Annotated in this window: 11 protein-coding genes; 7 read left to right on the forward strand and 4 right to left on the reverse strand. The window is 64.6% G+C overall.

Going from position 1 to position 13996, the window contains the following annotated elements:
* A partial coding sequence (locus AC1DMG_RS14090; RefSeq protein ID WP_477180659.1) for an AAA family ATPase occupies positions 1-1813 on the forward strand: 1813 nt, incomplete at its 5' end.
* 253 nt (positions 1814-2066) lie between these two features.
* On the forward strand, positions 2067-7157 hold the full coding sequence (locus AC1DMG_RS14095; protein ID WP_477180660.1) for an ESPR-type extended signal peptide-containing protein: 5091 nt from the start codon (positions 2067-2069) through the stop codon (positions 7155-7157).
* Positions 7158-7370: 213 nt separating this feature from the next.
* On the opposite strand, the gene infA is transcribed toward AC1DMG_RS14095, so the two are convergent.
* A complete protein-coding gene (infA, locus tag AC1DMG_RS14100; protein ID WP_019466733.1) occupies positions 7371-7589 on the reverse strand; it encodes a translation initiation factor IF-1 in 219 nt (72 codons plus the stop codon).
* An 81-nt stretch (positions 7590-7670) separates the two neighbouring features.
* Entirely contained in the window at positions 7671-7946 is a 276-nt protein-coding gene (locus AC1DMG_RS14105; RefSeq protein ID WP_441602346.1) for a polyhydroxyalkanoic acid system family protein, read from the reverse strand.
* Positions 7947-8108: 162 nt separating this feature from the next.
* Here AC1DMG_RS14105 and AC1DMG_RS14110 point away from each other — a divergent pair, with 162 nt between their 5' ends.
* From AC1DMG_RS14110 to kdsB, 5 genes are all read left to right on the forward strand, one after another.
* Positions 8109-8876: an FHA domain-containing protein gene (locus AC1DMG_RS14110; protein WP_477175653.1), complete on the forward strand. Its 768-nt coding sequence runs from the start codon at positions 8109-8111 to the stop codon at positions 8874-8876.
* A gap of 99 nt (positions 8877-8975) precedes the next feature.
* Entirely contained in the window at positions 8976-10061 is a 1086-nt protein-coding gene (serC, locus tag AC1DMG_RS14115; RefSeq protein ID WP_477175652.1) for a 3-phosphoserine/phosphohydroxythreonine transaminase, read from the forward strand.
* Between the two features lie 79 nt (positions 10062-10140).
* Positions 10141-11229: a prephenate dehydratase gene (gene pheA / locus AC1DMG_RS14120; RefSeq protein ID WP_046970777.1), complete on the forward strand. Its 1089-nt coding sequence runs from the start codon at positions 10141-10143 to the stop codon at positions 11227-11229.
* Positions 11230-11271: 42 nt separating this feature from the next.
* Positions 11272-12576, forward strand: coding sequence for a 3-phosphoshikimate 1-carboxyvinyltransferase (gene aroA / locus AC1DMG_RS14125; protein WP_477180661.1), 1305 nt, complete (start codon positions 11272-11274; stop codon positions 12574-12576).
* Positions 12577-12732: 156 nt separating this feature from the next.
* Entirely contained in the window at positions 12733-13506 is a 774-nt protein-coding gene (kdsB, locus tag AC1DMG_RS14130; protein WP_477180662.1) for a 3-deoxy-manno-octulosonate cytidylyltransferase, read from the forward strand.
* Positions 13507-13509: 3 nt separating this feature from the next.
* Here kdsB and AC1DMG_RS14135 read toward each other — a convergent pair whose 3' ends face one another.
* Positions 13510-13668 carry a hypothetical protein gene (locus tag AC1DMG_RS14135; protein WP_441602340.1) on the reverse strand — a complete coding sequence of 53 codons (159 nt, stop codon included), beginning with the start codon at positions 13666-13668 and terminating at the stop codon, positions 13510-13512.
* A 35-nt stretch (positions 13669-13703) separates the two neighbouring features.
* A partial coding sequence (locus AC1DMG_RS14140; RefSeq protein WP_477180663.1) for an energy transducer TonB occupies positions 13704-13996 on the reverse strand: 293 nt, incomplete at its 5' end.

Here is a 13996-nt window from a genome sequence, read left to right on the forward strand (position 1 = left end):
GCCGGGCACCGAGCGCGAGAGTGAAGACGGCGAGCCCAAGGGCAATCCGCTCAGCGAATACGCCAGCAACCTCAACGAGCTGGCGCTGGAAGGCAAGATCGATCCGCTGATCGGCCGCCAGGACGAAATCGAGCGCACCATCCAGGTGCTGTGCCGCCGCCGCAAGAACAACCCGCTCTACGTGGGCGAGGCCGGCGTGGGCAAGACGGCCCTGGCCGAAGGCCTGGCCAAGCGCATCGTCGACGGCGAAGTACCCGAAGTGCTGGAGAACGCCACCATCTGGTCGCTGGACCTGGGTGCGCTGGTCGCCGGCACCAAGTATCGCGGCGACTTCGAGAAGCGTCTCAAGGCCGTCATCAACCAGCTGAAGAAGCAGACTGGCGCCATCCTGTTCATCGATGAGATCCACACCATCATCGGTGCAGGTTCGGCATCGGGCGGCACCATGGATGCGAGCAACCTGATCAAGCCCATGCTGGCCTCGGGCGAGCTGCGCTGCATCGGTTCCACCACGTTCCAGGAATTCCGCGGCATCTTCGAAAAGGATCGCGCTCTGGCCCGTCGCTTCCAGAAGATCGACGTGGTCGAGCCGACCGTGGCCGACAGTCTGGAAATCCTCAAGGGCCTGCGTTCGCGTTTCGAGGAACACCACAACGTCACCTACACCAGCGAAGCGCTCAAGGCGGCGGTGGATCTGTCGGTGAAGCACATTCCCGATCGCCTGCTGCCGGACAAGGCCATCGACGTGATCGACGAGGCCGGTGCGCGCCAGCGCCTGTTGCCGGCCGATCAGCGCACGGGCAGGGTGGATGTGCCCGAAGTCGAATACATCGTGGCCAAGATGGCGCGCATCCCGGCCAAACAGGTGTCGGCGTCGGATCGTGACGTGCTGAAGAACCTCGAGCGCAACCTGAAAATGGTGGTGTTCGGCCAGGACCCCGCGATCGAAGCGCTGGCCGCGTCGATCAAGATGGCGCGTTCGGGTCTGGCCGATCCGTCCAAGCCGATCGGTTGCTTCCTGCTCGCCGGCCCCACCGGCGTGGGCAAGACGGAAGTGACCAAGCAGCTGGCGATGCAGCTGGGCATCGAGATGATCCGCTTCGACATGTCCGAGTACATGGAAGCGCATTCGGTCTCGCGCCTGGTCGGTGCACCTCCGGGCTACGTCGGCTTCGATCAGGGCGGCCTGCTCACGGAAGCTGTGACCAAGCATCCGCATGCGGTGCTGTTGCTGGATGAAATCGAGAAGGCGCATCCGGATGTATTCAACATCCTGCTGCAGGTGATGGATCGCGGCGTGCTCACCGACACCAATGGTCGCGAAGCGAACTTCAAGAACGTGGTGGTGGTGATGACCACCAATGCAGGTGCGCAGCAGGCGTCGCGTCGCGGCATCGGCTTCGTCAAGCAGAACCATTCGATGGATGCGATGGAGGTCATCCGCCGCAGCTTCACGCCGGAATTCCGCAACCGCCTGGACGCGATCATCCAGTTCAATGCGCTGGACTTCGATCACATCCTGCGCGTGGTGGACAAGTTCCTGATCGAACTGGAAGCCCAGCTCACCGAGAAGCACGTGAGCCTGGATGTCGACGCCGATGCCCGCCGCTGGTTGGCGGAGCATGGTTTCGATCCGCAGATGGGCGCACGTCCGATGGCTCGCGTGATCCAGGAGAAGGTGAAGCGTGCACTGGCCGACGAACTGCTGTTCGGCAAGCTGGCCGATGGCGGCAAGGTGCGCCTGAGCGTCAACGAGGGCGAACTGGTGGTGACTACGGAAGCGGCAGAGAACTTGCCGGCCACCGTGAGCTGATAGCTCGTTATCAGAAGCAACAAGATAAGGCCGCGCACTGCGCGGCCTTCTTTTTGCGCCTATCGCCAGTATCACCGGTGGGCGGAAATCGAAAGCGGCTGGATCACTGCATCGTCGTTGCAGCGCAAATTGAGAGTCGTCTGAGATGGTTTTGAGAGGCCTCTGATATAGGCCCAAAGGCCCGGTCCGTAGCCTTGCTGATGAGGACGAAACAGTCGTCCACCGACACCATCATCATCCGCTAGGTTACTCAATGAACACCATTTATCGCATCGTCTGGAACGCCACCACCTGCCGCTGGGTCGTCGCATCTGAAATGGCCAAAGGCCGCAAGAAGACGTCCAAGGCACGTGGCAGCAGTGCCGCCGCTGTGGCGGCCACCATTGCCGTTGGTCTGATGAGCGCGACCGCATCCACCCATGTCAGCGCCGCCCAATTTATCGGCAACAACGATGCTTGCTCGGGGTCGGCGGGAACGATAACCATGACCTACGGCAGCGGCACGGACGCAATTGCGAACTCGGAAGGTATCGCCATCGGTGCAGGTGCCATTGCGTCGGCCGCCTGTGCCAGTGGCAGTGGTGTCTACTACGGCTATTCGGCTCTCGCCATGGGCACGCATGCGACCAGCCTGCAAGGCGGCATCGCCATGGGTTACGGCGCGTACTCCAACGGTATGGATAGCCTGGCCATCGGCGCCGCCTCGGGCGCCACCGGCCGCAGCACCGTCGCCCTTGGCGCGGGCTCGAGCGACAATGGACGCAACAACGTGGTTTCCGTGGGCCTCGGGGCCAGCCCGATTGCCCCCAACTACCCTGGCGGCACCGCTCCGGTCACTGCTGCTGTTCCGCAGACGCGCCAGCTGATCAATATGGCCGCCGGTACGGCTCCTACAGATGCTGTGAACGTGTCGCAGCTCACCCCGGTCGTCACGGCTCTGGGCGGCGGCGCCGCGTTCAACAGCAGCACGGGCGCTGTCACCGGCCCCAGCTATGCACTGGCCAACGCCAACAGCATTGCCGGCACCGCGGGTGCGGCGACCGACGTGGGTACGGGCTTCACTAAGGTGGATACCGCGCTGGGCAAGCTCAACACCACCATTACCAACATCAACAATGGTGCGGGCATCAAGTACTTCCATACCAACAGCGTGCAGGCCGATTCCAGCGCGACGGGAGGAGAGGCGGTTGCCATTGGTGGCGCAGCCATTGCCGGTGGCAATAGTGCGGTAGCACTCGGCGCCGGCGCCGTCGCCTCAACCACAAACTCGGTCGCACTGGGCGCAAACTCCACGACCACCGCCAATCTGGCGACGGCTGGCTACAACCCAGGTACCGCTGCACTGTCTGGCACCGCCTCTGCGGCCAATGGCGAAGTGTCGCTGGGCTCGGCGGGCAAAGAGCGTCGCCTGACCAATGTGGCCGCTGGCGCAAACGCCACCGACGCAGTCAACCTCAGCCAGCTGCAGTCTGAAGATGCCAAGGTCAACAACGTTGCCAGCACCACGGCAAGCGCACTGGGCACGACGGTTGGTGCCAACGGCGCGATCAATGCGCCGAGCTACACGCTGGCCAACGCCAACAGCATCGGCGGCACCGCCGGTGCGGCCACCACCGTCAGCAGCGGCTTCAGCAAGGTCGATACCGCGCTCGGCACGCTCAATACGGCTGTGACCACGGCGCAAACCACCGCGAATACGGCCAACACCACCGCCAACAAGGGCTGGAATCTGAGCGCCGACGCTGGCGCCACCTCGCAGAACATCGCGCCGGGCGGCACGGCCAACTTCGCAGCTGGCACCAATGCCACGGTGGCGCGCAGCGGCAATACCATCACGATGGGCGTTGTCAGCAATCCGACCTTCAGCGGCATGCTCACTGCCAATGGCGGCCTGACCGTGGGCGCCGGCCAGACGGCCAGCATGGGCGGTAACAAGGTGACCAATGTTGCGAACGGTACGCTCTCCGCCGCCAGCACCGATGCGGTGAACGGCTCCCAGCTCTATGCGACCAACCAGCAGGTGGCGCAGAACACCAGTGACATCGCCGGTAACACCACGTCGATCAGCAACATCACCAACCAGATCAACAACGGCACCGTGGGCTTGGTGCAGCAGGCCGCGGCCGGTGCCGATCTGACCGTCGGCAAGAGCACCGATGGTGCCGCCGTGAACTTTGCCGACAAGAACGGCAACAGCCGCACGCTCAAGAACGTCACGGCCGGCGTGGCCGCGACCGATGCGGTGAACATGTCGCAGCTCAACGCGACCAATGCCAACGTGGCTGGCAACACCACGGCGATCACCAACCTTGGCAACCGCGTCACCACCAACGAAGGCAGCATCTCCACCATCAACACGACCATTGCCGGCATGAATGGTCAGCTCGCGGATGCGGTGAAGTACGATTCGGCAGCGCATGACACGGTGACCCTGGGCAATGCCGGCACGCCGGTGCAGGTGACGAACGTCAAGAACGGCGCCCTGTCTGCTGCCAGCACCGATGCGGTGAACGGCTCGCAGCTGTATGCCACCAACCAGCAGGTGGCGCAGAACACCACCGACATCGCCGGCAACACCACGGCCATCGCGGGTAACACGACGTCGATCAACAACATCACCAACCAGATCAACAGCGGCACCGTGGGCYTGGTGCAGCAGGCTKCGGCCGGTGCCGACCTGACCGTGGGCAAGGCCACCGATGGTGTGGCGGTCGACTTTGCCGACAAGAACGGCAACACCCGCACGCTCAAGAACGTGACGGCTGGCGTGGCMGCGACTGACGCAGTGAACATGTCGCAGCTCAACGCGACCAACGCCAAYGTGGCYGGCAACACCACSGCCATCACCAACCTGGGCAACCGCGTCACCACCACCGAAGGYAACATTTCCACCATCAACACCACGATTGCCGGCATGAATGGTCAGCTGGCCGATGCGGTGATGTACGACTCGGCCGCGCACGACAAGGTGACCTTGGGCAACGCCGGTACGCCGGTGCAGGTGACGAACGTCAAGAATGGTGCGCTGTCCGCTGCCAGCTCCGATGCAGTGAACGGCTCGCAGCTGTATGCGACCAACCAGCAGGTGACCCAGAACACCACCGACATCGCGGGCAACACGACGTCGATCAACAACATCACCAACCAGATCAACAGCGGCACCGTGGGCCTGGTGCAGCAGGCTGCGGCTGGCGCCGATCTGACCGTGGGCAAGGGCACCGACGGCGTTGCAGTGGACTTTGCCGACAAGAACGGCGCSACCCGCACGCTCAAGAAYGTGACGGCGGGCGTGGCTGACACCGATGCGGTGAACATGTCGCAGCTCAACACGACCAACGCCAACGTGACCCGCGTGGAAGGCAAGGCCGAYCAGCAGGGCACCACCACGGCTTCGGCCTTCGGCGGCGGTGCGAGCTACAACAGCACCACCGGTGCGATCTCGGCGCCGAGCTATACCCTGCATAACGCCGACGGTACGACCACCACGGCGAGTGATGTGGGCACGGCGGTCACCAACATCGATGGCCGCGTCGTGCAGAACACCTCCGACATCAACACCATCAACACCCAGATCAATAGCGGCACGATCGGTCTGGTCCAGCAGGCTTCGGCCGGCGCCAACCTGACGGTGGGCAAGAGCACGAACGGTGCTGCGGTGGACTTCCAGGGCACCGCCGGCGCCCGCAAGCTGCTGAACGTGGCGGACGGTACGGTCGCTGCCGGCAGCAAGGATGCCGTCAACGGTGGCCAGTTGCATGGCGTGAGCCAGTCGATGGCCGATGCCATCGGCGGCGGCTCGACGGTGAATGCTRACGGTTCGATCTCGGCACCGAGCTACAGCGTGCACAACGCGAACGGTTCCACCACCACGGTCAACAACGTGGGTAGTGCGATCACCAATCTCGACGGTCGCGTCTCGCAGAACACCACCGATATCTCCACCATCAACACCACCATCACCGGCATGAACGGTCAGCTCGCTGACGCGGTGAAGTACGACTCGGCCGCCCACGACAAGGTCACCCTGGGCAATGCCGGTACGCCGGTGCAGGTGAGCAACGTGAAGGACGGTGCGCTGTCGGCGACCAGCGGCGATGCGGTGAACGGTTCGCAGCTGTATGCGACCAACCAGCAGGTGGCGCAGAACACCGGCGATATCGCCAACATCAACAGCACCATCAACACCATGAACACCGGTGGCCTGAAGTACGTGCAGGTCAATTCGACGGCTGCCGCTGCCAACGCGGCGGGCTCGGACAGCGTGGCCGTGGGTGGCAACACCAAGGCGTCTGCCGCCAACGCGGTGGCGATCGGCAACGGCGCCCAGGCCAGCCAGGCCAACAGCGTGGCGCTGGGTGCGGGTTCGGTGGCTGACCGTGCGAACAGTGTCTCGGTGGGTGCAGTGGGGCAGGAACGCCAGGTCACCAACGTGGCGGCCGGCAACTTGTCTGCCACCAGCACCGATGCGGTGAACGGCAGCCAGCTCAACGCCACCAACCAGACGGTGACCAACCTCGATGGCCGCGTGACCAACGTGGAGAACAYGGTGAACACGATGGCGGGTGCCGTGAGCAACGTCACCAACATCACCAACGGCCAGTCCGGCATGTTCCAGGTCAGCAAGGACAGCAACAGCAAGCAGCCGGTGGCTTCGGGCAGCACCTCGACCGCCGGTGGCAACGGCGCCGTAGCGTCTGGCAACAACAGCACTGCGCTGGGTAACGCCGCAGCGGCCTCGGCTGACAACAGCGTGGCCGTGGGCGCCAACTCGGTCGCCGATCGCAGCAACAGCGTGTCGATGGGTTCGGCAGGCCATGAGCGTCAGGTGACCAATGTGGCGGCCGGTACGGCCAACACGGATGCCGTGAACGTGGGCCAGCTGAAGGCTGCCGGTGTGATGAATGCCGATGGCTCGACCAATACGGCGGTGACCTACGACACCAATGCCGATGGCAGCAGCAGCGTGACCTTGAACGGCGGCGGCAATGGCGCGGTGATCCACAACGTGGCTCCGGGTACGTCGGCGACGGACGCAGCCACGGTGGGCCAGGTGCAGCAGGTGGCCGACTGGTCCAAGAGCTACACCGACCAGCAGGTCAGGAACATGGGTCGCCAGGCGGATGGCGGCGTCGCCTCGGCGATGGCCATGTCCTCCATCCCGCAGGCGGTGGTGAACGGCGGGCACTCCATCGGCGCGGGCGTGGGCAGCTTCCGCGGCCAGTCCAGCGTGGCGGTCAGCATGTCGGCCATGAGCGCAACCGGCAAATTTGCCGTGAAGCTCAACGTCAGCGCGACCACCCACGGCGACGCCGGTGTGGGCGTGGGTGCCAGCTACAACTGGTAAGCCTGGGTTTTACCTGCACGAGAGAACGGCGCCGTAGCGATACGGCGCCGTTTTTCGTTGTTGCGGGGAGAGGGCAAACAAAAAGGCCGCGACATGGCGCGGCCTTTTCGATGGGCCGTCCCTTGTAGGAGCGCACTTGTGCGCGACCGCAAGGTTCCGGCTTTACCGCTGCGTAGGCTTTTCGCGCACAAGTGCGCTCCTACAGACGAGCGATTATTTCATGCGGTAGGTGATGCGACCCTTGGTCAGGTCGTAGGGGGTCATTTCGACCTTCACCTTGTCGCCGGTGAGAATGCGGATGTAATGCTTGCGCATGCGGCCGGAAATATGGGCCGTGATGACGTGGCCGTTTTCCAGCTGCACGCGGAACATGGTGTTGGGCAGGGTCTCCTGGACCGTACCTTCCATTTCGATGACGTCGTCTTTGGCCATGCGTTCCGTGGGGGCAGGGCAGCCGTCGTGGCTGCTTAATCCGTCGATTATGCCACGGAAAGTCCAATGGTTAAAGAATCATCAGCCAAAATGCTCATCCAGCTTGCGACGGATCTCCTGTTCCACCATGCCCTTGAGCGGCGCCAGCATCATTCCCAGCTCGGCTGTCACGTGGATGACGTCGCCCGCCACGGCAATGCTGCCGTTCACGCCCGGGCGGGAAAAGCGCAGGATGTCGCCCTGCCACTGGCCCTCCATGCCGAACTTTTCTTGCATGCGGGCCGCCACCTTGTCGACCACCGCGCGGGCCTCGGTCACGGAAAGCTGGTGGGGGCGGCGGATGTCGATCTTGGGCATGGGTGTTCCTGGGAGGCAAAGGCATATGGTAAGCCACGTCACCCGGAACTGCCGCTGCGCAGCGCGCGCAGCTCTGTTGTCGAAGCCCATGGGTGAGATCAGAGCGTCCTTAAGCTCGCAGGCATCTGCTAGAGTCCCGCCCGTCCATCGACTGGTTCACAGATGCGCATCGAGTTTCCCAATTCGCCCCGCGAGGATTTCCACTGGGACGGGCCGGCGCTGCGCATCGGCAGTGCGCCGGACAATGACCTGATCCTGGCCGCGCATCAGGCCGGCACCTATCACCTGCGCATCCAGCTGGATCGCCGGGGTTGGGTGCTGCAGGTCTTGCCCCAGGGCAACCGCATCTACGTGAATGCGCGCCCCGTGCGTGAAAAGGCCTTGTTGCGCGCCGGCGACATCCTGAGCGTCGGTGATTGCCGCATGCTGCTGCGTGCCGACGAAGAACCCGCCCACAATCTGCCCGTGACCGTGCCTGCCGAAGGGCGTTGCACGGTGGCGCTGCGTGCCGTGGCGGGCCCTTTGTCCGGTCGGGTGCTGTCGCTGCAGGACAAGCTGGAGCTGGGCCCGCATGGGCGCATTCCGCTGGAGCTTCCGCAGGGTGAGACGGCTTCGCTGGTGGTGTTCTGGCGGGATGGTCAGCTGATGCTGGAGGCCGGCCAGCAGTCCGAGCGTTATCCCCTGCGCGTCAACGGCGTGCCGGTGACCCAGGCCGCACTCCGGCCGGGCGACCAGGTGGGCCTGGGCATGCATCGTTTCGTGGTCGATGCCCCGGGACTGGAACCGGAGCCGGAGATCATCCAGCCGGCGCCGGAGCGGCCGCATCTGCCCGAAGAGGATGCTGGCCCGCGCGGCGAGGTGTGGTGGCTGATCGCCACCGCCGCGGTGCTCGCCCTGGGAATTGCGGTGGCTTTGCTGGTGCGTTTCTGAGGCGGGGTTCGGGCGATGCCGTGGCATCGTCGCCTTGGTTGACGGTGGGTTGCTGCGACGCGGCATAATGCGGCGATGTTCCTTCTGAAGGCGTCGTCAGTGAGCAGACTCTGGAATTTCAGCGCCGGCCCGGCCGCATTGCCGCAACCGGTGCTTGAGCGCGCGCAACGCGAATTGCTGGACTGGCAGGGTTGCGGCGCCTCGGTGATGGAGTTGTCTCACCGCGGCAAGGCCTTCATGGGCCTCGCACAGCAGGCTGAGGCCGATCTGCGCGAACTCTTGGCGGTTCCTGCTGACTACGCGGTGTTGTTCCTGCAAGGCGGCGCGACCCAGCATTTCGCGCAAATCCCGATGAATCTGGCCGCTGAAAGCGACAGCGCCGATTACATCGTGACCGGCCACTGGGGCGAGAAGGCCGCCAGCGAGGCGGCGCCATACGTCAAGGTGAACGTCGCCGCCAGCAGCAAGGGCGAGCACTACACGCGCCTGCCGCCGCGCGGGACGTGGCAGCTCGACGAGCGCGCCGCTTACGTGCACTACACGCCGAACGAAACCATTCATGGCGTGGAATTCCACGAGATTCCGAATGTAGGCGACGTGCCCTTGGTGGCAGATATGTCGTCGGACATCCTCTCCGGACCCGTCGATGTCAGCAAATTCGGGCTGATTTACGCCGGCGCGCAGAAAAACATCGGGCCATCGGGCCTGGTGGTGATGATCATCCGGCGCGACCTGCTGGAGCGCGCTACGCGGCCGATGGCGAAGATTTTCCGCTACGCCGATCACGCCGCCAACGATTCCATGCTCAACACGCCCAACACCTGGGGCTGGTACCTGGCGGGTCTCACCTTCCAGTGGCTGAAGGAGCAGGGCGGTCTCGCTGCAGTCGGCGAGCGCAATTCGGCAAAGGCTGAGCTGCTGTACGACGCCATCGACCACTCCAACGGTTTTTATCGCAACCCGGTGGCACTGGATTCGCGTTCGCGCATGAATGTGCCGTTCACCCTGCATGACAGCGCGCTGGACGCGGATTTCCTCAAGGAATCGGAAGCCGCCGGCCTGCTCGCGCTCAAGGGACACAAGGCGGTGGGCGGCATGCGCGCCTCGCTTTACAACGCGGTTCCGCTCGAAGCGGTGCAGGCCCTGGTGGGCTTCATGCGCGATTTTGCGCATCGTCACGGATGAAACCGTTGCACGCCTGGTCGCACATCAAGGACTATCCCTGATCCCCATTTGGACTTCCGTTGCTTGCGCAGCCCACGACATGACCGATAAGAAATCCTCGCTTTCCGATGTGCGCGAGCGCATCGACAGCATCGATCAGCAGATCCAGCAGCTGATCTCCGAGCGCGCCGGATGGGCGCAGGAAGTGGCCCGCGTCAAGGGCGAGGGGCTTTCGGCGATCGACTATTACCGCCCGGAACGCGAAGCCCACGTGCTGCGCATGGTGGTGGACCGCAACGATGGCCCGCTCACCGACGTGGAAATGGTGCGGCTGTTCCGCGAAATCATGTCTTCCTGCCTGGCCCAGGAAGATCCACTCAAGGTGGGTTTTCTCGGCCCTGAGGGCACCTTCAGCGAACAGGCCGTGCGCAAGCATTTCGGTCACGCCGCCTACGGACTGCCGCTGGGCAGCATCGAGGAAGTTTTCCAGGAAGTGGCGGCGGGCCACGCCGATTTCGGCGTCGTGCCGGTGGAGAATTCCGGGCAGGGCATGATCCAGGTCACGCTGGACATGTTCCTCACCTCCGAAGCCACCATTTGCGGCGAAGTGGAATTGCGCGTGCATCAGTGTCTGCATTCGATGCAGGGCAAGCTGGAAGGCATCAAGCGTGTTTACGCGCATGCGCAGTCGTTGCAGCAGTGCAAGACCTGGCTGCGCATCAACTTGCCTGGTGTCGAGTGCGTGGCGGTGAGCAGCAACGCCGAGGCGGCCCGCATGGCGCGTCACGCCGATGACGTGGCTGCGATTGCCGGCGAAACGGCGGGCCGCGTGTATGGCCTGAAGACGGTGGCCCAGGGCATTGAAGACCGCGCGGACAACACCACGCGCTTCCTGGTGATCGGCCGTTCGCTGTTTCCGCCGTCCGGCAACGATCGCACCTCGCTGCTGATCACCGTGAACGACAAGCCGGGCGCGCTGTATCACGTGCTCAAGCCGTTTGCCGAGCACGACATCAGCCTCAATCGCATCGAATCGCGTCCGGCGCATTCGGGCAAGTGGCAGTACGCGTTCTTCATCGATGTATCCGGCCACATCAACGACGAGCCGATGCAGGCGGCGATGAAGGAAATGGGCGAAGCCGCCGCGCAGGTGCGCGTGCTCGGTTCGTACCCGGTGGCGTTGCCCTGATAGAACTAAGGCCGCCGCTGCGCAGCCGTTGGAGAATGTTTCGTGACCCGACTCGACTGGACCAGTCACCCCGCGCGCGCGCTCAAGGGCAGCGTGCGCGTGCCTGGCGATAAATCCGTTTCGCACCGCGCGCTGATGCTGGGTGCGCTGGCGGAAGGCGCTTCCCATATCCGTGGCTTCCTCGAAGGCGAAGACACGCGCGCCACGGCCGCCGTGTTGCAGCAACTGGGCGTGCGCATCGAAACGCCGGCCGATGGCGAACGCGTGGTGCATGGCGTGGGCCTGCACGGCCTGAAGGGAACCACCCAGCTGCTCGACTGCGGCAATGCCGGCACCGGCATGCGCCTGCTGGCCGGATTGCTGGCAGGGCAGGCCTTCGATAGCACGCTGATCGGCGACGAATCGCTGTCCAAGCGTCCGATGCGCCGCGTGACCGACCCGCTTGCCCGCATGGGCGCGAAGATCGACACGCAGGACGGCCTTCCGCCGCTGCACGTGCGCGGCGGGCAGGCGCTTCATGGCATCGCCTACACCTTGCCGGTGGCCAGTGCCCAGGTGAAGTCGGCGCTCTTGCTGGCGGGCCTGTATGCGCAAGGCGAAACGGACGTCATCGAGCCGCATCCGACGCGCGACTACACCGAGCGGATGCTTGCGGCGTTTGGCTGGCCCATCGATTTCACACCGGGTCGCGCACGACTGAGCGGCGGTCATACCTTGCGCGCTACCAATGTGGATGTGCCGGCGGACTTCTCCTCGGCGGCGTTCTTCCTCGTCGCCGGCAGCATCGTGCCGGGTGCCGAGCTGCGCTTGCAGTCGGTCGGCCTCAATCCACGCCGCACCGGCCTGTTGCAGGCGCTGCGCCTGATGGGGGCGGATATTCGCATCGAAAACGAACGCGAGAGCGGCGGTGAACCAGTCGGCGATCTGGTGGTGCGCCATGCGCCGCTGCACGGCATCGAACTGCCCGAGGCGCTGGTGCCCGACATGATCGACGAATTCCCCGCGCTGTTCGTCGCGGCCACGGCAGCCACGGGCAATACCGTGGTGCGCGGTGCGGSCGAGCTGCGCGTGAAGGAGTCGGATCGCCTGGCGGCGATGGCCACGGGATTGCGCGCGCTCGGCGCCGTTGTCGACGAGACTCCTGATGGTGCCACCATCCACGGCGGTCCGCTGCATGGCGGTACCATCGAGAGCCATGGCGATCACCGTATTGCCATGAGTTTCGCAGTGGCCGGCCTGGTCGCCAGTGGGTCGGTGCGCATCAACGATTGCGCCAATGTGGCGACCTCGTTCCCTGGGTTCATCGAGCTGGCCAACCGCTGCGGGTTCAAGCTGGAAACCGCCTGATTCCAGCAATTCGGCTTTCTGTGGGAGCGCACCCTGTGCGCGACTGGCAGGAACCGAGACCGTCCGGCATGCCCGTCGCGCACAGGGTGCGCTCCCACAAGGTCTCGCCCGAGGGAACGGGTGCAGCTACCCTTGTGGCCTCACGCAGAGATCGCCATGCCCACTGCCACCCCGTCCTTCATCGTCGCCATTCCCGCCCGCTACGGCTCCACGCGCCTGCCGGCCAAACCGCTGCGAGAGATTGCCGGTGTGCCGATGGTGGTGYGCGTGGCGCAGCGCGCGCTCGAGGCGGGTGCCACGCAGGTGGTAGTGGCGGTGGACGACCAGCGCATCGCCGATGCCTTGCAAGGGCATGCCGTGGATGTATGCATGACGCGCAGCGACCACGCCTCGGGCAGCGATCGCCTGGCCGAATGTGCCGAGTTCTACGCGTGGCCCGACGACGCCATCGTGGTGAATCTGCAGGGTGACGAGCCGTTCGCGCCGGCGGCGGGTATCCGCGAAGTGGCGCGCGCGCTGGCCGAGGACGATGCGCCGATGGCCACGCTGGCCACGCCGATCGTGGATGCGCACGAGCTGTTTGATCCCAACGTGGTCAAACTTGTGCGTTCTGCCAATGGGCGGGCGTTGTACTTCAGTCGTGCACCGCTGCCGTGGGCGCGCGATGCATTTGCTGCCGATCGTGATGTATTGCCCGCGAACGTGCCGTTCCTGCGCCATATCGGCATCTACGCGTATCGCGCGGGCTTCCTCAAGCGTTACACCACGCTGGCGCGCACTCAGCTGGAGCAGGCCGAATCGCTGGAGCAGCTGCGCGTGCTCGAACACGGCTATGCCATCGCTGCCCGACTGACGCCCGAACCGTTCCCGCCGGGCATCGATACCGAGGCCGACCTCGAGCGTGCGGAGCGCTGGCTGGCCCAGCGCTGATCTTCAGCGTCGGCGACGCAGCAGCATCACAAACAGGCCGCCCAGGACCAGGCCCACTACCAGCCCGATGCCGGCGCCCCACAGGGCGCCGTTGGTACCGGCAACGGCGCGGCCGATCAAAAAGCCGAGCACGAACAGGATGGGTAGAGGCAGGCAGCCCACGAGCGATCCTCCAATCAGCCCTGCATCGACTCAGGCTATTTGTTGAAGCTGATCGGCACCTGCACATAACCATCGGCAGGCGCGCCGTTCTTGACGGCCGACTTGTACGACCAGCCCTTCGCGGTTCGGATGGCCTCGTCGTCGAGGGCCTTGGAGCCCGACGACATCATCACGTGGAAGGATTTGGCCTTGTCGTCCGGTCCGACCTGCACCATGACCACCACGGTGCCCGTGCCGGCGTTGTTCTTCATGGCGGCGGAAAAGCGCGGGGCCGGCTGGGGGCGATCCTCGTCGATGCTCGCCGGATGATCGCCTGCCGTATTGGCGC

This window comes from Dyella sp. 01N36, from assembly GCF_056399745.1.